The sequence below is a fragment of the Pseudarthrobacter phenanthrenivorans genome (genome assembly GCF_036455295.1).
Classification (GTDB): domain Bacteria; phylum Actinomycetota; class Actinomycetes; order Actinomycetales; family Micrococcaceae; genus Arthrobacter; species Arthrobacter phenanthrenivorans_C.
In genome coordinates, this window is sequence record NZ_JAYXNX010000006.1 from 202,669 (window position 1) to 222,121 (window position 19,453).

A 19,453-nucleotide genomic window follows, 5' to 3' on the forward strand; every position below is an offset into this window, starting at 1 on the left:
ATGGATTGGCTGGGCCTTATGAGCGGCTGCGGCGCTCGTTCGACGCAGGGGCGGATGCGCGGCGGGGGCCGCTGCGGGCCGGGCGGCCTGAACCGCCGTTACCTGAGCCGGCGTTACCGGAACCGTAGGACCCGCCGGACGTACCGCCCGTGTTGGAGGACCAAACAGCTTTGCTGCCGCCGGTGGCTGCAGCGCGCTGCCCGGTGGCCGGGCGGCCGCTGCGCTGGCCACCGCCGGAGGCGCCCCGTCCACCAGATGCGGGACGTCCGGTGCCGCCACGCGGAGCGGCACTGCGGGTGATCCTGGAATCGCCGCGGCCCTCTGCTGCACGTCCGTCGGATCCGCGGCCGGCCGATGAGCGGCCACCTGCTGCGGGGACGTCGTTGCGGTGGGTGCCGGCAGCCGTGGCGCGGCCGCGGGCGTTGCGGCGGGCAGCCGCTGCGGCTACTGCGCGGTCCTCGTTCTGCTCGGCGTTGCGGTCGAATGCCGCGCGGGCCTCGGTGCGGCCTTCGAAGGCAACGGCGCGGCGCTCGGCGCGGGTTGCGTCACTGCGGGCGGGTTCGGCCGAAACCTTGCCGCGCCCACCACGTCCGCCACGCCCCCCGGTGGTGGGGGCAGCCTGGCGGCGTGCGCGCTTGCGCTCAGCGTTGGCACCGGTGGAGGTGCCGCCGCCCTGCTTGGGAGCCTTGGCGGCCAGCAGCGCGGCACGGGTGCGGGGGTCAACCTTCTCGGCGATGTCGCCGACGAGCTCGGCCACGATGGGTGAGGTGGCGGTGACGCGCTCGAAGCTGACGTCGACACCGGCGGCCTTCATGAGCTTCTTGACGTCGGACTGCTGCTCGGGGAGCGTCAGGGTCACCACGGTGCCGTCGGAACCGGCACGCGCGGTACGGCCGGAACGGTGCAGGTACGCCTTGTGCTCGGTGGGCGGGTCCACGTGGATCACCAGTTCGACGTCGTCGACGTGCACACCGCGGGCGGCGACGTCGGTGGCCACCAGGACGCGGACGTCACCGTTGGAGAACTCGGCGAGGTTACGGTCGCGGGCGTTCTGCGACAGGTTGCCGTGCAGGTCCACGGCGGGGATGCCCGCGTCGGTCAGCGTCTTGGCCAGCTTCCGGGCGTGGTGCTTGGTCCGCATGAACAGGACGCGGCGGCCGGCGCCGGAGGCGAGCTCCACGATCAGCTGCTTCTTGACGGTCTGGTCGTTGACCACCAGCACGTGGTGCTCCATGGTGGTCACCGCTGCCTGCGGGTCATCCACGGAGTGGGTCAGCGGGTTGGACAGGTAGCGCTGGACGATCTTGTCCACGCCGTTGTCCAGGGTGGCGGAGAAGAGCAGCCGCTGGCCCTGGCTGGGGGTCATGTCCATGAGCTTCTTGACCACGGGCAGGAAGCCGAGGTCGGCCATGTGGTCGGCCTCGTCCAGGACGGTGATTTCCACGGCCTCGAGGGTGAGGATGCGCTGGCGGATCAGGTCCTCCAGGCGGCCGGGGCAGGCGATCACGATATCGACGCCGGCCCGCAGCGCCTTCTCCTGGCGTGCCTGCGAGATGCCGCCGTAGATCACGGTGGTGTTCAGCCCGGCGGCCTTTGCCAGCGGCTCGATGGTGGCGTTGATCTGGGTTGCCAGTTCACGGGTGGGTGCCAGGACCAGGCCCATGGGGCGGCCGGGCTTGCGGAAGTGCTTGGCTTCCCGCTCAGCGAGTCTTGCTACAAGCGGGATGGCGAAAGCGATGGTTTTACCGGATCCGGTCCGGCCGCGGCCCAGGACGTCGCGTCCGGACAGCGTGTCCGGAAGGGTCTTCACCTGGATGGGGAACGGTTCAACGATTCCCTGCGCGGAAAGGGTGTCTGCAAGGGCCTTGGGAGTACCGAGGGCAGCAAAAGTAGTCATGTAGTTTTTTACGGTCTTTCTGGCGGTATCCGGGCGGATATCGGCCCCCGATGCCGGTTGGACCAGGGGTTTCGCCGAAGAAAAGTCAGGTGATCAACCGGGCGCTGTAAATAGGACAGCCGGCCGGGACCAAATGGAACGCGTTCATCGACGCAGGATGTGCCTCTCACATGAAAAAAGCCCACTCCCTGGAAGGAACTCCAGATCCGGAGCAGGCGGCATCACTGCACATCAAGTTCCTCCAGTCTAGCATCCCGCCGCCCGCACCGGTTTCCGGCGTTGCCATCGACGGCCGGGCGGGGCAGTGTTGACGCATGAACGAACACCCCGGCCAGCAACAGGACACGCAGCAGCATGGGCCACAGGACGGTCCAGACGGGCATCAGGCGCACGACGGCGGTGGCAGGGAGGGCGCCGTCGGCAGCATGGGCGCCGCAGCAGTCTGGGACGAGCGGTACCGCAGCAAGACCCGGCTCTGGAGCGGTAAGCCCAACCCCCAGCTGGTCCGTGAGGCCGGTGGCCTGCGTCCGGGAAGGGCGCTCGACCTGGGCTGCGGCGAAGGTGCCGATGCCATCTGGCTTGCGCGGCAGGGCTGGTCGCTGACCGCCGTCGACGTGTCAGCCGTCGCCCTGGAACGGGCGCGTTCGCATGAACTGGCGGAACTGGCGCTGGAACGCGTGCAGCCCTCCAGCGCGGACATCGGCAGCCGGATCAGCTGGCAGCTGGCGGACCTGGCCCAGTGGCAGCCGGAGGCTTCCTACGACCTGGTCACGTCCCAGTTCCTGCACTCCCAGGAACTCGACTGGCGGATCCCGCTGAGGGCAGCCGCCGGAGCCGTCAAGCCCGGCGGCACCCTGCTGGTGGTGGGTCACCACCCGGACCAGCTGCCGCCCTGGGGCGCCAACCTCCATCAGCATCGCGACATGCTCTACACGGGTGAGCAGCTGGTGCGGGAGCTCGGTCTGGACGGCGGCGACTGGCAGATTGAGGTCCTCACCAACCGGGAACGGCCGGCGACGGGGCCGGATGGCCAGGAAGCGGTCATCGCCGACGTCGTCCTGCGCGCCACCCGCCTCGCCTGACCGCCTCAGGCCTTGCCGGCAATGACCCTCGGCGCCACCAGTGCCGCGGCCACCCCGATGGCCGCGGTGAAGGCGAACACGCCGGCGAAGGACTGGACCGCCGTCGTAAATGCCGCGAAGACAATCCCCGTGGTGGCCAGGGACAGCGCCCCGCCCAGGGAATCTGAAATGGACATGGCGGAGCTGTTGAACCCTTCGTTTTCCTTGGTGGACAGGGCCAGGGTCATCACGCTCAGGCGCGGGTAGAGCAGGCCCATTCCGCCGCCGGCCAGCACCCACCCGGCGATCGCAACGGCTGCCGGCCAATGCAGCGCCGTGGTGGCAAGGGCCAGGAGCACTGCCGCAAGGACCATGAGCGCCCCGCCCTGGACTGCGCTCCGATGCGGCAGCCGGGACCCGAGCCGGCCCTGCACCGCTGCGGCCCCGGCCCAGGCGAGCGCTCCCCCGGTCAGGGTCAGGCCCGCGAGTGTGGGCGGGAACGCGAACTGGTCAATCAGAAGGTAGGGAAGATACACCTCCGCACCGAAGAAGGACGCGGACGCGAGCCCGCGTGCCAGGATGACGCTGGGGAGCCCGCGGCGGGCGGCGAGGGTGCCGGCGGGAACCAGCGGCCGGACGGCCACCAGGGCAAGCACGACGGCGGCGCACGCCAGCAGCGCCGTGGCGGCCGGCATCGCCGGGATGCTGACATCCGCGGAGAGGTTGAGCCCCAGCACCGCGAGCGCGGCGAGCGCCGCCCACCCGAGCCGGCGGATGGCCCAGGGCGGCGCAGCAACCCGTGTCCCGTCAACCTCTTCAGGCTCGTCCAGGCCGCGCAGGACCGGCACGACCATCACCAGCGCGGGAATGACCAGTCCCACCACGCCCAGGAACACCCAGTGCCAACTGAAGACCTGGGCCACCACGCCCGCGGCGAAGGGGCCCACCAGCGACGGAACCACCCAGGCGGCGGAAAACGCGGCAAAGATCCGGGGGTGCAGCGGTCCGGGAAAGAACCGGGCCACCAGCACGTAAAGCGCCACGGTAAGGGCGCCGCCGCCGAGCCCCTGGACCAGGCGGCCCGAAACGAGCATGGGCATGGACACCGAACTTCCGGCGATCAGCAGGCCCAGCACGAACAATGCCACCGAGGCGTACAGCGGCATCGCCGGCCCGCGCCGGTCGGACCAGTTCCCGGCGCCCACCATGCCGATGACCCCTGTTGCCATCGGCCCGGCGAAGGCCAGGGCGTAGAGGCTTCCGCCGTCCAGTTCCCGGCTGACCAGGGGCATGATGGTGGTGACGGCAAGGGATTCGAAGGCGGCCAGGAATACCAGGGCGCAGGTCCCCACGGTCACCCAGAAATACGGGGGCCGGAAGATCCCGGTGGCCTGGTGGGCGGCCGGGAGGGTGGAGTCCTGCACGGCTTTTCCTAACCCACGAACCGGTCCCGGCCGGACCGGTAGCCGAAGACCGCAGCGAGCAGGCCCACCACCATGAACAGGACGCCCGCAGGAACGAACGACCCCGTGGCCTGGTGCAGCTGGCCGACCATAAGGGTTCCCGTGGAGCCCACCCCGTAGCCGACTCCCTGCATCATGCCGGACAGGTGCGCGGCGGTGTGCCCGTCCCGGGTCCGCAGCATGATCAGGGTCAGGGCGCAGGCGGTGAGGCTGCCCTGGCCCAGGCCCAGCAGGCCGGCCCACACCCAGATCAGGTTGAGCGGGCCGAGGATGCTGAGCACGAAGCCGCCACCGGTCATCAGCGCCACCACGGTGTTGATGGCGCGCTGGTCCCGGAACCTCGCGGCCAGCGCCGGCGCGAACAGCGAGCCCAGCATCTGCAGCACGATGCAGACGGCAACGATCAGTCCGGCGGTGGCCCCGTCAACACCCCGTTCACGGAGGATGGGTGCCAGCCACGCGAAACCGCTGAAGGACATCATGGCCTGCAGCACCATAAAGATGGTCACCTGCCAGGCAACCGGTGAACGCCACACATTGACTCCATCCCGGACCGCCTGGTGCCGGACAGTCCCCTGCCGCACGGCGACGGGAAGGAACAGGACAAGCACGACGGCGGCGGGAAGCGCCCACACCCACAGCGCCTTGGTCCACTCCCCCGTTGCCGTGTAGACCGGGTAGGTGAATCCGGCACCCAGCGCCGCGGAGGCGCAGATTGCGGTGGTGTAGAGGCCGCCCATGAGCCCGAGCCGGTGCGGGAAGTCGCGCTTCACCAGGCCCGGGAGGAGGACGTTGCATAGAGCAATTGCCGCACCGCAGGCTGCTGTTCCCACCAGGAGGGCCGGCAGGTGGCCGGCCCCACCCGTGCCTGCCCCGGCATCCACGGGCCGCAGCAGCAGGCCCGCGGTCAGTAATGCCATGGCGCCCAGCAGCACCCGCTCCGCACCAAACCGGCGGGCAAGGACCGGGGCCACCGGCGCGAACACGCCCAGGAGTGTCACGGGAACGGTAGTCAGCACCACCACGGACCAGCCGGGCAGCCCGGCCTTCGATGTCACTTCCGGCAGGACTGCGGACAGGCTGGAGAAGACGCTGCGAAGGTTCAGGCCGATCAGGACCAGGCACACGCCCAGGTAGGCCAGGGCGCGCCGGCCGCCCACCCGGGTGGGCTCCGCCGCCGGCAGTTCGTCGATCTCCGCATCAACCAGGGTGCTGGGGTTTACCAGGCTGCTGCCCGTCCGGGTCCTGCCCCCGGCCGCCGCGGGGCCGGCCGTGCCCCGTTGCTTCCCCGCTTCGGCATTCGTTGCGTCCATCATGCGCCCATTCTTGCAGGCGAGCGCCGAAGGGGAGTTTTCCACATAGTCACCCGCGCACCTTCCTCCATGGTGGCCTGATTCATAGGTTGTAACCAACCGCGGCCCGGCACCGGGCCGCACCTACCAACGGGAGCACCATGGAACCGACCCCGCAACCGTCCCCCCACCACCCAGCCGGGGAGAGCGCGCCTCCTCCAGCGCGGACCAGCCCGCCTCCCAACAATGCCGGAGCCAACAGCAAGGCCACGAACAGCCTGGTCATGGCGATCCTCGCTCCGGCCAGCATGTTCCTCACCGGCCCCGCCTCCATGTTCGCCATGTTGCTGACCTACCCCAGCCAGGGACCCTCCCCGAGGCCGTGGGCGACTCCCCTGGTGCTGTTCAGCCTGCCTCTCCTCTTCGCCTCGCTCGGTCTACGCCGCGCACTCCCAGCCCTGAAACAGTTGCCACGGGGATCAGGGAGTTGGTCCGCGGCGGCAGTTGCCCTCTGTATCTGCGGCCTGGTCTTCGCCCTGGCCCTCGGTCCGGCCCTCGACGTCATAGGCGTGTTCTGACCCCACGCAGCATTCCGGACACCAAGAGGCCGGGCCGTTCCGTCGGCGCTATTCTGGAAGGGATGAGCGAATCCCCTGAAAACCCCCAGCAGCCGCATGTCCCCAGGCCTGTCACGCCTGGAACCCAGGCCTCCTTTGGCACCTACGGAGGCCGCCCGGTCAGCTTTGTGCGCCGCGGTACCCGGCTGCAGGGCCGCCGGCAGGCTGCCTGGGCTGAGCACGCCGAACGGTGGGCAATCAACGTTCCGCGGCACGTGGCCAACACCTCGGTCCACCCCGACTACACTTTTGACGCCACGGCAGAGTTCGGGCGCCAAGCCCCGCTCATCGTCGAAATCGGCTCGGGCCTGGGCGACGCCATCTGCCATGCAGCCGAGCAAAACCCGGGCACGAATTTCCTGGCGGTGGAGGTCTACACTCCGGGGCTGGCCAACACCATCATCAAGATCAACAGCCGGGGCCTGGACAACGTGCGCGTGGTGGAGGCAAACGCTCCGGAAGTGCTGGCAACCATGCTGCCCGAGGGCTCTGTCAGCGAACTGTGGGTCTTCTTCCCGGATCCGTGGCACAAGTCGCGGCACCACAAGCGCCGCCTCATCCAGCCAGGGTTCGCGGAACTGGCAGCACGGGCGCTGAAGCCGGGCGGCCTGTTCAGGATTGCCACTGACTGGTCCAACTATGCCGTCCACGTCAGGGACGTCATGGCAGGCTCAGAGGATTTCGAGAACCTGCACACCGGTGAGCGCCGGGGGCCCGAAAGTCCGTTGACTCAGGTGTGGCAGTCCGGCGTCGAATCCGTTGTGGGCGGAGCTCCCGTCCGCGAGGGGCGCGCTCCGGTGAGCACGGAACACACCGGCCCCAATGAAGGGGTGGACGAAACCGGTGGCTGGGCCCCGCGGTTCGAAGGCAGGATCAGGACCAGCTTCGAGGCAAAGGCCCACGAGGCGGGCCGGATGATTTTCGACCTCTGCTACCGCCGCCGCTGAGCATCCCCCTGTGCAGGGCCGGTGAATCTGTCCGGTCCAGGTCAGGCGACGTTGATGGACGCCACGATTTCCTTGAGCATGTCCACCCGGGGTTCCGCCTCGGGGTTCAGGTACGGCCAAATGACCACAAGGCCAATGAACCGCCCGTTTTCCCATACGCCCACCGTGGCCGCCACCTTGGCGGCTCCGCCGTCGTGGTCATACCCCACCACCACTGCGTATGCGGCCTTGCCGGGCAGCTTCAGCTCGCCTTCGGCCAGGAGGGTGCCGCCCCGTTCCTCGAGGTAGAACCCTGACATCAGGTGGGCCCAGCCGTTGGCCTGGGGCGCGTCCTGCACGGAGGTGTCGTCCTTGATCACAGTGACCAGGACGCCGCCCACCAGGCCATACTGCTCGGTGTTGGGGCCCGCGGCGGAATCATCCAGGACCTGCGTGTGCTCGGGGAAGTCTGCGGTGAAGCCCAGCGGGGATTCGATGTGCACTGACATAGGTTTCAGAGCCTCTCGAGCTTGGTGTCGTTGGGGACCTTATAGTACGTGGACACATTGGTGATGGCCTGGTTCTCGGTGCTGACCTTGACCTCGCCCACCTTGACATCGAACCCTGCCTCATTGGATGCGGTCACCACGGAGTTCACCTGGACGGTGGCGGAGCCGGCCTCGTACAGCGTGGCTGCGTCACGGGCGGCGCCGGCGTCATTGCCCAGCGCAACGTTGCGCAGGTAGCTGTCGATGACGGGCCGGTTCTCCGGGGAGTAGTCGACATCGATCTTGACGGTGCCCTGGGTTCCTGCCGTCACGGTGGAATCGAACTTGGCGGCTTCGGACTTCATGCCTGATGTGACGCCCTGGGCCATGGTCCCGTCCATCGACACGGACACTGAATCGATGTTGTTGGCCTTGTCCATGTTGACCTGCAGGCCGGCCTTGCCGGAAGCTTCAAAGACCCGGCCGTCCAGCTTGAGCTGGCCCTGCGCGGAGACCTCCCCACTGGCGGTGGAGGTGCCGTCCGTCAGGTTCCGCTCGTAGGACAGATCCAGCTTGGCGCCCCCGGAGGCCGTGCCGGACTCGCCCGACGCATCCAGCGAGAACGTTCCCTTGGCCTTGTCCATCTGCCCGGTGGAACCGTTGTCCCTGGCGGCGTCGTTGATGGTGTCCAGGACGTACCCGGGAGGATTTCCGGCCACATCCCTGATTTCACCGATGGTGTCCGGCGGGAGGTCACGGTACATCTGCCCGCGGGCGGCCATGGCTTCCGCCAGGCTGCCGAACGTGTACTCGCGGGAGACTTCCCCGGTCATCGTGGCCCCCACGGTGCCGCTGGTGTCGTTGACTCCCAGGCCCAGGTTTCCATACACCTTCACGGTGGCGGAGCCGTCGGCGTTTTCCACCACTTCGGTTCCCACCTCGGCACCGCCGTGGACCCAGGCAACCCGGGCTTCGATGGAGGCTTTGCCCGTCTCCGTGTAGATCGGGGTATCCGCCCTGGCCAGCTCCTGCAGGTGCTTCTTGGCCAGTTCCTGCGCGGCTGCGGGGATACCACCGTCCATGCGCATGAGGTCATCGGCGAAGGGACCGTCGGCGCCCTCGCCCTCGATCAGGTAGGCGCGGTCGGCGTCGGACAATCCGGCCCACCACTTTGCCTGTTCTACCGGGGTGGCATCGAGCATCCGGCCCAGCCCCGTTTCCAGCTCCCGGCGGTGTTCAGCGGCAGCCCGGGCGGCTTCGGCCTTTTCCTGGAACCACTCACGGGCCTGCGAGGCCAGGGAGGTGAGCCGGTCCCACGTGCTGGTGCCGGAGCCGCCGGTGCCGGCAGTGGAGGCTTTCTCCTGCTCGTCGGCCTGCTTCATCAGGATCTTTGAGTTCTCCCGCAGGGTGGCAACCACTTTGTCCAGGCTGGGCCGGTGGCTGGCGCTCCATTCCTGGCGGAAGCGTTCCCCGTCGCGGCCCTTCCACGGCGCCGACTGGATCTGGCTGTGCAGGGAGCCGGCGCGGCTGCTCAGCAGGGACGCTGCCTGGTCCGCCGCTTTGGCCAGCGCCCGCAACTGGCTGATGTCTGCGCCGTAAAAAGTCATGGTTCCCCCGGGAAATGTGCTTATGTGTCAATCGCTGGTCCTTATGGTTGCACAGGTGGCGTATCCGGACGATGGGCATCCCTCCCCATGGCCCGGGGATGGCCCGCGAACTGTTCCCCGCCCGGCCGGCGTGGGACGATTGGCCTTGTAGGAAGGGCACGCACGCCAGCGCATTACCGCGCCTGTCCAAAGGAAAGACGATCAAAGAAGAACTGAAGCAGGTTGTTGACAAGGCCGAGGATGTCACCAATTCCCGGGTCCTTGAGTTCCTGGCCAGGGCCGGGTTCGCGGTCAGCGGCATCCTGCACCTGCTGGTGGGTGCCATCGCGATCCGGCTTGCCATGGGCGGCACCGGGCACGCCGATTTCAGCGGCGCCGTGTCCGAGCTGGCCACCACGCCCGTGGGTCCGTTCCTGCTGTGGGGAAGCTTCGCGGCCTGCTCGGCATTGTCACTCTGGCAGGCCGGCGACGCCATTTTCGACTTCAACCACCAGGCCACCAAGAAGAAGGTCAAGAACAAGGCCAAGGCAGCCCTGCAGGCAGTCGTGTATGCCGTGCTCGCGCTGACAGTGTGGCACTTCGCCACCGGTACCGGCACGGGCAACGACAATGGGAAGGCCACCAGTGACTTCACCATCTCCATGATGGCCGCACCGGGCGGCATGGCCGTGCTGATCGTGATCGGCCTGGCAGTCGCTGTCACGGGGGTGGCCTACGGCATGCGGGGCCCGAAGCGGAGCTTTGAGAAGCAGTTGCGGATGCCGGCCACCGATACAGCCAAAAAGGCAGTGCTGTCCCTGGGTATTGCCGGATACCTGGCCAAAGGCCTGGTGCTGCTGCTGACCGGACTGCTCATCGTCATCGCCACCATCAAGGAGCACCCGGAGGACTCCACCGGCCTGGATGGCGGCCTGCGGGCCCTCCGGGACCAGCCTATGGGGCCCTACCTGCTGGCCGCGGTGGGAGCCGGGCTTGTCTGCTACGGCGCCTACATGATCATGCGCGCCCGGCTGGCGAAAATGACCCGGTGACCGCCGGCAGCATGGTTAGGTGGGGCCATGCCCCAAGTACGCGCCGAACGCTTCATCCGCATCGATCCGGAGACTGCCTTCGCCTTCTCCCAGACCACAGGTGATTTCCGGCTCAAGTGGGATCCCTTCATCTCCGCCCAGGGATTCCTTGACGGGGCACAGGCCCCGGGAAAAGGGGTCCGCACCCGCACGAGGTCGCGGTTTGGCCTGGCCATGGTGAGCCGGTACGTCTCCTATGCGCCGCCCCGGAACGTGGGGATGACCATGGTGTCCGGTCCCTGGTTCTTCACCAACTTCGGCGGCGGCTGGCGCTTCACCGCTGACGACGGCGGCACCCGGGCAGTCTGGAAGTACACCTTTTCGTGCCGCCCGGCCCTGCTCCGGCCCCTCATGGAGCGGATCGGCGGCTGGATCCTCGGGTACGAGATCGAACGCCGGATTGGCGCCTTCGCCCGTGCCTGCGAGGACGAATCCCTGGTGGCGGAGTTCAAGGCCCTGAAAGGGGCTACGGAACGGTAATGACCGCCACCGCGTGCTGGGCGCCGTCGCGCAGCTCCACACTGGAGATGCTGCCCAGCTGGATGGGCGTCGCCCCGGTCACCTTGACCTTCCCGCTGGGGGTTGCGGTCCAGGCGCAGGCACGGTCCTCGCTGCCTGCGCGGTCCCGGACCCACAGCGACAACGTTCCTTCGGCAGGAAGGCTGCTGCCGCTGACGGCAAGCTCGGTCCCCCAGGCCTTCCGCGCCATGTCAATGTTCACCTGCAGCCCTCCCCCGGACGCCACGGAGTAGGTGGCATCCGGCTGCGGCGGCCTGACAAGGAGCGGTCCGGCCGCCAGCCCGACGGCCAGGCAGGCGGCAGCGACGGCGCCTGCCAGCGCAACCCACCGCCGTCGCAGGGTCCGGCGGCGGCGCGCCAGTTCATCGAAAAGGCGGGCAGGGACGGCCTGTGCCGTAACACCGGCAGGGACGGCGGTAAGCGCCATGGCGTCGGGCGCGGGGAGGGCGTCCAGGAGTGCCGGCACCTTCTCCAGCACCGCCAGCTCCTTCCGGCAGCCGGCGCACCCGTGAAGATGGTTCTCGAACAGGGTGACGTCCGAGGGGTCAAGGCCGCCCAGGACGTAGGCGCCCAGCAGGTGGTGCGGGTTGGTGCTCACCGTTCCACCCCCATTTCGTCGAGGATGGTGCGCAGTGCGCGGAGGGCGTAGTAGGCCCGCGACTTCACGGTGCCGCTGGGGATGTTGAGCTGGATGGCGGCCTCGTTGACCGTGAAACGGCGGTAATGCAGGGCCACCAGGACGTCCCGGTGCTCCTTGCTCAGCCGCAGCAGCGCTTCCTCCATCAGCACCCGGTTCAGCAGCTCGTCAACGCGGCCCATCACCTCGACCGGATCTGCGGGGCTGCCCTCAAGGGCCTCCGGCGGCCGGCGCTGGCTCCGGCGGTAGTTGTCAATCATGATGTTCCTGGCTGTGCGGTACAAGTAGCTGCGGACGCTTCCGTTGACGTCCGGCGCATGCTGCCAGACGCGCAGCACGGTTTCCTGCACCACGTCCTCGGCAAGCTGGGGATCCCGGGTGGCACTGAGCACGAACCGGCGCAGGGCCGTGCCGTGTTCACGGTAGATGGCCTCCACCACGCTGTCGTCGAGCGGCATCCCACCCCTCCCGTCACTCTGTTTCGCACTCACTGCACTGTCCCGAACCTGCCGAGCGCCGCGGTTCCTGCTGCCCGTGCTCCTGGCTGTAACCACGTACGGAGACGCGGAACGGTTCAATGGCCGGATCCGACCGCGCCTGTGAACCATTCTTCCCCGGACGGCGTGGTACGGAATAGCGTCCGGTGTTCCGATGCCCGACGCGTCCCGGGAATCAACCAGCCACAGAGTCGCACAGCCAAGGAGTACACCATGAAGCATCATCTCGGGGCAGGCCTTGCCATCCTGGCCCTGGCAGCAGCCCTTTCCGGTTGCGGCAGCAGCACCGGCACCACGCCGGCAGCCACCAGTCCGGGCGCCGCGGGCACGTCGGGTTCCAGCGCCGCCTCATCCGCTGCGGCGTCATCGACGGCAAGTGCCGCCGTCGACCTCAAAACGGCGTCCTCATCCGTCGGCAGCATTGTGGTGGATGCGAAGGGAATGAGCCTGTACTTCTTCACCAAGGACACCAAGGACTCCGGGACCAGCGCCTGCACGGGTTCCTGCCTGGTCCAGTGGCCGCCACTGACCACTGCCTCGGGTTCGCCGGCCGCAGAGGGAGTCACCGGAAAGCTGGGCACCATCAGCACCCCTGACGGCAAGAAGCAGGTGACCCTGAACGGCATGCCCCTGTATTACTTCGCCAAGGACGCGAAGCCGGGCGACATCCTGGGCCAGGGCGTGGGCGGCGTGTGGTACCTGTCGGATCCGTCCGGAGCAATGATCAAGGCGGCCAACCAGGCGTACTAGGGCAGCTGCCCCGGGCGCGGCTACTTCAGGGCTATCCCGGGGGACTTGCCTGGCAGCGGGATTTCCGTGGGCACGGGAACCGGCAGCTTGGGCGACTGTTCCAGGCCCTTCCTGACATCCTCTTGGACGTTGGCAGGCAGTGACGGGCCGGTGGAGGCTTCGGCCGGCTTCTGGGCGGCAGCGCCATGGGTGGGGACGTTGTCGGGCCGCGCAGGAACTTCCGACGGCGCCACAGCGGAGGGTGCCGAAGCGGGCGCGGATGCATGCGGGACGGCATCCGCGCTGCTGGTTGCCGGCGGTCGGGTGGTTCCGGGCTGGGGAGCAGGGGCCTGGCCGCCGGTGTTGCCTCCCGGCGTTGCAGCGGAGCCCGTCACGAAAGCGGTGACGGCATGGTTCAGCTGGGCAAAGGAATCGCGGAAGCCCTGGTCGGAAGCGGCGGCAACGGCCCCCCCGGCCGCGAGGGACGCGGCAACCGAGAGCGTGGTGAGCGTGATGCGGCGCTTGGCCTTGCGGCGGGCGGCAAGTTCGTCGGCCGGCCGGGTTGCCGGAACCGCAGACGTAACGGTCGACGCTACGGCGGGAAGCGCCGTGGTGGGAGCGCCGGCACCAGGCGTGGCCGCACCGTGCGGGCCGGCCATCAAAGCGGCGATTTCGGCGGAGGGCGCCGGGGCATCGGCTGCAAGGGCGCGCAGGTCGAGCAGGGCGTCGCGGAGCTGCCCGTCCCCGCCCATGCCAGCCTCCAGCAGGAGCCGGTCAACGGCCCCTTCGGTGCGGGATCCTGCGGTGTCACTCATGATTCGCCTGGTTTCTCTTGAGCGTTTGTGCTTTCAGGTTCTGCAGGGCCCGTCGCTGGAGCTGTTTGATGGCTCCGGCGCTCTTGCCCATGATGGCGGCGACCTGTTCTATGGACAGGTCCGCCACGACGCGGAGGGCCAGGACTTCCTGGTGTTCGTCGCTGAGCCCTTCCAGCATGGCCGCGGCTCCGTCTGAGAGTTCCACTGCATGGTCCTCGGCGGAGGGTGTGGTCCGGCCGTCGAACTGGGGATCGTACGGTGTCAGCTGAGGCCTGCGTTCCAGCCGCCGGTAGTGGTCCACCATGCGGGCGTGGGCGATGGAGAAGATCAGCGACTTGGCCCCCTGGATTCCGCCAGTGAGGGTGCCGATCCTGCCGTAAAAGGCCATGAAGACGTCCTGGGTGACAGCCTCCGGATCATCAAGCCCGCGCGCTTTGAGATATCCCTGCACCGGACCCGCGAAGGTTCGATAAGCAGCGCCAAACAACGCGGCCGGATCTGTTCCGGCTGCGTTGTCGAATATGTCCATCTCTTTATGGGCCAAAGTGTCCGGCACCTGCGGCTCCTCCATCCCGGGATGCGGCTTACGCCGTTCCCCGGTTTCCGGTACGGACTGCCAGTCCCCCGGTCTTCCGGCTGCCCTTACGGGCCTTCCAGGGGTATCTCCCCCAAGGGGCGGACCACCCGGCTGCCCGGACTGCGGCCGCAGCCGCAGTCCAGACTAGCCAATGGGTCTTAGCGGGTGGAAACCGACGGCGCGTGGACAGTGCCGCCGCCCACGGCGGGAACAGCCGGAACGGCGGGAACAGCGGTCTCGCCGCCGACACCCGGAACGGCCGGGACTGCGGGCACTGCCGGAGCGGAAGGAACAGCCGGCTTTTCCGCCTGGACGGAAGCGGAGCCCTTGGCTTCGGCGCCGGCCTTCGCTGCGGCATCGGCCTTGGCCACGACGTCGGTGCAGTAGCTCTTGATGTTGGCATCACCGTGGGCCGCGATGGACAGCGAGGAGAACGCCTTGGAGGAAGCGTCCAGGCCACCGTGGGTGAAGGCGGTGCACAGGCCAAAGGCTGCCGGACCTGCGGCGTCAACGGCGGTGCCGGCCTTTGCCGATTCGGTTGCCTCTGCGCTGGCCTTGTCGTCCGAGGCCTCAGCCGTGGCGGAAGCCTTGGCCGTAGCGTCTGCCTTTGCAGCATCGGTGACCGCTGCGGTTGCGGTGGGGGCCGGGGTGGCCTGGGCGTCGGAAGCTGCGTCGGCTGCAAGCTTGGGGGCAGGTGCACCGAAGATTTCGTGGGCGGTCTGCTGGGCCTGGGTGGGGAGGACGCCCGAGATGGCGGCGGCGCCGGTGCCTCCTACGGCCAGGGTTCCGGCGGCCAGGACTCCGGCGGCGACTTTGCTGGTGGCGAGAACGGTGAACACAGACATAAGACTTCTCCAAACCTAGACAACACATCGGATTGGGCCCGCCGGGCGGGCCCATCACGCACTACATCGCCCGCGGTCCCGGAAAAGTTACGGACGCCCCAAAGTATTTTTTTCCGCCGGCTTGTCCCGGGTGGCGCTGCGGTCCGCCGGGTGCGGGAAAAGGACCGCCAGCCGCTGGATGTACGGGCCGACCTCCTCGTCGTCCAGCACCAGCAGGTCGGGCTGGCCGCGCAGCCAGCGGGCATTGAGGGCGGTAATGTTTTCGCGTTCCAGCAGCTCCTCGAATTCACGGTCAAGCTCCCCGATGCGCAGGGAATCTTTCGGTGGGTCGCACGCGCCCACGGCGCGCTCGAAAAGTTCCAGGTGTGCCATGGCGCCCATGGCCGCCATCCCTTCGCGGACCAGCCTGTCAGTGCCCAGCCGGCCGCCGGCCATCGCGGCGTACTGCTCAAATCCACCCTCAAGCGCCTGCGAAAGGTAGTAATCCACGAAGTAGCTGCGGACAGCCACCGGCGACAGATCCGCGCCCGGGAGGGCATGGTGGAGGGCGTCGACGATGGCCGCATTCACCTCCACCACCTCCTCGTCCCTGCCTTCGATGCTGCTGCTGGTGAGGATGACGGGCTGGTTGATGGGGTTCATGGGAATCCTTGCCGGGTGGTGGTGCGCGGGACGCTTTCACGCTACGGGCACAGCTTCACGCAGGCAGCGTGGAGGACATGAACGGCAAGCGAAGTTTTCGGGGCTGCCCTGGAAGGGTGCCGGCAGGGGCGTCCCCTGCGGAGAACTAAGATGGATCAGATAACCACCCACCGGACCCGGCTCCGCCGTGGCCTGCCGAAAGTAGCGCTCACCATGCCATCCCAACCGGACGAAAGTGCGGACCTGGCAATTCAGACACCCGCCATCAACGACCGCTCCCTGGCGGCCGGGCTGGCGTATGCCATGGCGGGCAGGGTCTCGGGCATATCGTTCGACGGCGGCACCGGACTCCTGCTGGGAAAAGTCCGGGGCGGGGCGGAGCTGCCGTACTCCACCACGGCCAAGCTGGTCCGGAAGGGTGCCGGCTGGAGCTGCACCGTGGGCGTGTGCAGCTGCCCTGTGCGCAAGGACTGCAAGCATGTGGCCGCCCTGCTCTTCGCGGCCGAGGACAGCCCGTCAGTAAGGGTGCAACTGTTGGCACCGTCCACCGCAACCCAGGTTTCCCGTGCCCCCGCGACCGCCCTTTCCGACTGGGAGCAGGCCCTGGGTCCGCTGATCTCCCAGCCCGGCTCCGCCTCCTCGACCAGCGGCGTTCCCCTGGCGCTGCAGTTCGAGATTGAGGAACCGCCACCCCACTTCTCCTATACGGGACGCCGGGACCCTGTCCGCGGGGTCCGCCAGCTCAAGGTCCGGCCCGTCATCATGGGTGCCAAAGGTAAGTGGATCCGCGGCGATGTTTCGTGGAACACCCTCAGCTACGTGAATTTCCGGCGCGAATCGAACCAGGCCCATGTGGAATGGCTGCAGGAGTTCCTGGCCGGCCATTCCCCCTCCGCCAGCCGGATGCACAACTCCGCGGGGTTGTGGCTGAGCCTGAACTCCTACGCCGGCAGGAACCTGTGGAGCCTGCTCTCCGATGCCCGGAAGATCGGCCTCGCCCTGGTCCACTCGCGGGGCACCGACCCGGTCCGGGTTGCCGGGTCCCCGGCCGCCGTCGGGCTGTCCCTGCGACGGTACGGCGCTCCCGTGGCTGAACCCGGCGGCGCGGGAGACGGTGCGGCGACCTCCGACGGCGGCCTGGAACTTTCCCCCGCCATCACCGTGGAGGGGGAGGAGGTTGATCCGGCTGCGGTGGGCACGATTGGGCGGCCCGCGCACGGAATCTTCCTCACCTCAGGCGAGGCGGCGCTGCCCGGAGTCCCCGACCCCAACGGGGCCATCACGCTGGCACCGCTGGAGAACGGGCTGAGCGAGGAACTGCTGGCGTTCGTCACCGCCGGCAGCACCCTGCACATCCCGGCCAGGGACGAATCCCGGTTCCTGACCGGCTTCTACCCCAAGCTCAAGCAGACAGCCCGGGTCACGGCGCGCGACGAGTCCGTGGAACTGCCCGAACTGGCCGTCCCCACCTTGTCATCGCTGGCCAACTATGGGGCGGACCACCGGGTGCGGCTGCACTGGGAGTGGCACTACCGGACCGGGAAGCTGGTCACGGCGCAGCCGCTGTGGCGGCATCCGGGCGACCAGGGCTACCGCGACGACACCGCCGAGTCGCGGATCCTGGAAGGCATCGGCCGCCCGTGGGACGTGGTTCCGGCACTGGGTGAATCCGCTACGGGCGGCTGGGGCACTCCCCGCCTGGCCGCCTCCGCCGAACTGGCCGGCCTGGACACCCTGGCCTTCACCGAGGAAGTGCTGCCCCGGCTCCGCGAAGCCCCGGACGTGGAGGTGGAGACGGCCGGCGACATCGCGGACTACCGCGAAGCCGGGGAAGCACCGGTGGTCTCGATCTCAACCAAGGCAACGGAGCAGCGCGACTGGTTCGACCTGGGCATCCAGATTTCGCTGGAGGGCCAGCCGGTGTCCTTCGCTGCCGTATTCTCCGCCTTGGCTGCCGGCCAGACCAAGATGCTGCTGCCCAGCGGCGCGTACTTCTCCCTGGACCTGCCCGAGCTGCACCAGCTGCGGGCCCTGATAGAGGAAGCGCGGTCGCTGCAGGACAACAAGGACGCACCGCTGCAGATCAGCCGGTTCCAGGCCGGGCTGTGGGACGAACTGGCGCAACTGGGGGTGGTGGACGAACAGGCCGCTGCATGGCGGTCCGCGGTGGGGGGCCTCCTGGAAGGCGGCACGGACGGCCTGCCGCTGCCGCCTACGCTGAATGCCGAGCTGCGCCCGTACCAGCTCGAGGGCTTCAACTGGCTCAGCTTCCTTTATAAGCACGGGCTGGGCGGCATCCTGGCCGACGACATGGGCCTCGGCAAGACCGTCCAGGCGCTGGCCTTGATGTGCGCGGCGAAGGAGCTGGCAGTCGCGGCAGCCTCGTCCCTGGAAACGCCCGACGCCGGTGCTGAGGCCGGCGGCGAAGGCCGGGCCGCCGCCGTCGCGCCCTTCCTGGTGGTGGCGCCCACCAGCGTGGTGGGCAACTGGGCCGCCGAAGCCGCCCGCTTTGCGCCTGGACTCACGGTGCAGACGGTAGGGGAAACCTTCGCCAAGAACGGCCTGGACGTGGCGGCCGTTCTCGGCGGGGCCGACGTCGTGATTACCTCCTATGCGCTGTTCCGGATCGATTACGAGTCCTACGCTTCCCGTTCGTGGAACGGGCTGGTGCTGGACGAGGCGCAGTTCGTGAAGAACCACCAGTCCAAGGCCTACCAGTGCGCCCGGAAGCTGCCGGCCGCGTTCAAGCTGGCCATCACCGGCACGCCGCTGGAGAACAACCTGATGGAGTTCTGGGCGCTGACGTCAATCGTGGCGCCCGGCCTTTTCTCCAGCCCCAAGCGCTTCGCCGAGTACTACCAGAAGCCCGTGGAGAAGAATGGGGACAAGGGGCAGCTGGAGAAGCTCCGCCGCCGGGTGCGGCCGCTGATGATGCGCCGCACCAAGGACCAGGTGATCAAGGACCTGCCGCCCAAGCAGGAGCAGGTCCTGGAAGTGGTGCTCAATCCGCGGCACCAGAAGGTGTACCAGACCCACCTGCAGCGTGAGCGGCAGAAGATCCTGGGTCTGATCGAGGACGTCAACAAGAACCGGTTCACCATCTTCCAGTCGCTGACCCTGCTGCGGCAGCTGAGCCTGGATGTTTCGCTGGTGGATCCTTCGCTCTCGGCTGTTCGCTCCAGCAAGCTGGATGTCCTGTTCGAGCAGCTCGAGGACCTGGTGGCTGAGGGGCACCGGGCACTGATCTTCAGCCAGTTCACGGGCTTTTTGGGCAAGGTCCGGGAGCGGCTGGACGAGGAGGAGATCGAGTACTGCTACCTCGACGGCGGTACCCGCAACCGCGCGGACGTGGTCAGCGAGTTCAAGAACGGCACGGCGCCGGTGTTCCTGATCTCGCTGAAGGCCGGCGGCTTTGGGCTTAACCTCACCGAGGCGGACTACGTCTTCCTGCTGGATCCCTGGTGGAACCCGGCCTCCGAGGCGCAGGCAGTGGACCGGACCCACCGGATCGGCCAGGCCCGGAACGTGATGGTCTACCGACTGGTGGCCAAGGACACCATCGAGGAAAAGGTCATGGCGCTGAAGACCCGGAAGTCGCAGCTGTTCGCGGACGTGATGGAAGGCGACGCCCTGGCCGGCGGGGCCATCACGGCGGAGGACCTGGCCGGGCTTTTCAAGGAGTAGGGCCGCAGCTTCGACGCGCACCGACAGTTTCGACGCGCACCTTCCGCTCCGCGGCCCACATCTGCGCAGCGCCAGGTAATCTGCGCC

The 19,453-nt window shown here is 68.1% G+C and carries 18 protein-coding genes; 7 read left to right on the top strand and 11 right to left on the bottom strand.

Annotation, left to right across the window (positions count from 1 at the left end; genetic code table 11):
* Window positions 1–16: 16 nt before the first annotated feature.
* On the bottom strand, window positions 17–1,897 hold the full coding sequence (locus tag VXJ37_RS10365; protein ID WP_331322954.1) for a DEAD/DEAH box helicase: 1,881 nt from the start codon (window positions 1,895–1,897) through the stop codon (window positions 17–19).
* Window positions 1,898–2,211: 314 nt separating this feature from the next.
* On the opposite strand from VXJ37_RS10365, the gene VXJ37_RS10370 reads away from it, so the two are divergent.
* Entirely contained in the window at window positions 2,212–2,979 is a 768-nt protein-coding gene (locus VXJ37_RS10370; protein WP_331322955.1) for an SAM-dependent methyltransferase, read from the top strand.
* A 5-nt stretch (window positions 2,980–2,984) separates the two neighbouring features.
* Here VXJ37_RS10370 and VXJ37_RS10375 read toward each other — a convergent pair whose 3' ends face one another.
* Both VXJ37_RS10375 and VXJ37_RS10380 read right to left on the bottom strand, forming a co-directional pair.
* The gene (locus VXJ37_RS10375; protein ID WP_331322956.1) at window positions 2,985–4,382 is read right to left on the bottom strand and encodes an MFS transporter; all 1,398 of its coding nucleotides are present in this window, start codon (window positions 4,380–4,382) and stop codon (window positions 2,985–2,987) included.
* 8 nt (window positions 4,383–4,390) lie between these two features.
* Window positions 4,391–5,737, bottom strand: coding sequence for an MFS transporter (locus VXJ37_RS10380; RefSeq protein WP_331322957.1), 1,347 nt, complete (start codon window positions 5,735–5,737; stop codon window positions 4,391–4,393).
* 260 nt (window positions 5,738–5,997) lie between these two features.
* Here VXJ37_RS10380 and VXJ37_RS10385 point away from each other — a divergent pair, with 260 nt between their 5' ends.
* Window positions 5,998–6,291, top strand: coding sequence for a hypothetical protein (locus VXJ37_RS10385; RefSeq protein ID WP_331322958.1), 294 nt, complete (start codon window positions 5,998–6,000; stop codon window positions 6,289–6,291).
* A 62-nt stretch (window positions 6,292–6,353) separates the two neighbouring features.
* Window positions 6,354–7,277 (top strand): tRNA (guanosine(46)-N7)-methyltransferase TrmB, encoded by a 924-nt coding sequence (gene trmB / locus VXJ37_RS10390; RefSeq protein WP_331322959.1) that lies wholly within the window; start codon window positions 6,354–6,356, stop codon window positions 7,275–7,277.
* 41 nt (window positions 7,278–7,318) lie between these two features.
* Here trmB and VXJ37_RS10395 read toward each other — a convergent pair whose 3' ends face one another.
* Together VXJ37_RS10395 and VXJ37_RS10400 are read right to left on the bottom strand one after the other, a co-directional pair.
* The gene (locus VXJ37_RS10395; RefSeq protein WP_331322960.1) at window positions 7,319–7,765 is read right to left on the bottom strand and encodes a hypothetical protein; all 447 of its coding nucleotides are present in this window, start codon (window positions 7,763–7,765) and stop codon (window positions 7,319–7,321) included.
* Between the two features lie 5 nt (window positions 7,766–7,770).
* Complete coding sequence (locus VXJ37_RS10400) at window positions 7,771–9,351, bottom strand: hypothetical protein (protein ID WP_331322961.1); 1,581 nt, start codon at window positions 9,349–9,351, stop codon at window positions 7,771–7,773.
* 212 nt (window positions 9,352–9,563) lie between these two features.
* Here VXJ37_RS10400 and VXJ37_RS10405 point away from each other — a divergent pair, with 212 nt between their 5' ends.
* Together VXJ37_RS10405 and VXJ37_RS10410 are read left to right on the top strand one after the other, a co-directional pair.
* On the top strand, window positions 9,564–10,382 hold the full coding sequence (locus VXJ37_RS10405) for a DUF1206 domain-containing protein (RefSeq protein WP_331323016.1): 819 nt from the start codon (window positions 9,564–9,566) through the stop codon (window positions 10,380–10,382).
* 27 nt (window positions 10,383–10,409) lie between these two features.
* Complete coding sequence (locus VXJ37_RS10410) at window positions 10,410–10,901, top strand: SRPBCC family protein (protein WP_331322962.1); 492 nt, start codon at window positions 10,410–10,412, stop codon at window positions 10,899–10,901.
* Here the strand turns inward: VXJ37_RS10410 and VXJ37_RS10415 are convergent.
* Window positions 10,888–11,538, bottom strand: coding sequence for an anti-sigma factor family protein (locus VXJ37_RS10415; RefSeq protein ID WP_331322963.1), 651 nt, complete (start codon window positions 11,536–11,538; stop codon window positions 10,888–10,890). The two genes, VXJ37_RS10410 and VXJ37_RS10415, sit on opposite strands and share 14 nt — an antisense overlap.
* Window positions 11,535–12,035: a sigma-70 family RNA polymerase sigma factor gene (locus tag VXJ37_RS10420; protein WP_331322964.1), complete on the bottom strand. Its 501-nt coding sequence runs from the start codon at window positions 12,033–12,035 to the stop codon at window positions 11,535–11,537. Before VXJ37_RS10420 ends, VXJ37_RS10415 begins: the two co-directional genes overlap by 4 nt.
* Window positions 12,036–12,287: 252 nt before the next feature.
* Here VXJ37_RS10420 and VXJ37_RS10425 point away from each other — a divergent pair, with 252 nt between their 5' ends.
* A complete protein-coding gene (locus tag VXJ37_RS10425) occupies window positions 12,288–12,824 on the top strand; it encodes a COG4315 family predicted lipoprotein (protein WP_331322965.1) in 537 nt (178 codons plus the stop codon).
* Between the two features lie 20 nt (window positions 12,825–12,844).
* On the opposite strand, the gene VXJ37_RS10430 is transcribed toward VXJ37_RS10425, so the two are convergent.
* From VXJ37_RS10430 to VXJ37_RS10445, 4 genes are all read right to left on the bottom strand, one after another.
* Window positions 12,845–13,618, bottom strand: a complete 774-nt coding sequence (locus VXJ37_RS10430) for a hypothetical protein (protein ID WP_331322966.1) — start codon at window positions 13,616–13,618, stop codon at window positions 12,845–12,847.
* Complete coding sequence (locus VXJ37_RS10435; protein ID WP_331322967.1) at window positions 13,611–14,189, bottom strand: RNA polymerase sigma factor; 579 nt, start codon at window positions 14,187–14,189, stop codon at window positions 13,611–13,613. The genes VXJ37_RS10430 and VXJ37_RS10435 overlap by 8 nt, the downstream gene beginning before the upstream one ends.
* Window positions 14,190–14,353: 164 nt before the next feature.
* Window positions 14,354–15,040, bottom strand: coding sequence for a protein tyrosine phosphatase (locus VXJ37_RS10440; RefSeq protein ID WP_331322968.1), 687 nt, complete (start codon window positions 15,038–15,040; stop codon window positions 14,354–14,356).
* Window positions 15,041–15,127: 87 nt separating this feature from the next.
* On the bottom strand, window positions 15,128–15,682 hold the full coding sequence (locus VXJ37_RS10445; RefSeq protein ID WP_331322969.1) for a DMP19 family protein: 555 nt from the start codon (window positions 15,680–15,682) through the stop codon (window positions 15,128–15,130).
* Window positions 15,683–15,895: 213 nt separating this feature from the next.
* Here VXJ37_RS10445 and VXJ37_RS10450 point away from each other — a divergent pair, with 213 nt between their 5' ends.
* The gene (locus VXJ37_RS10450) at window positions 15,896–19,366 is read left to right on the top strand and encodes a DEAD/DEAH box helicase (RefSeq protein ID WP_331323017.1); all 3,471 of its coding nucleotides are present in this window, start codon (window positions 15,896–15,898) and stop codon (window positions 19,364–19,366) included.
* The last annotated feature ends 87 nt before the right edge of the window (window positions 19,367–19,453 follow it).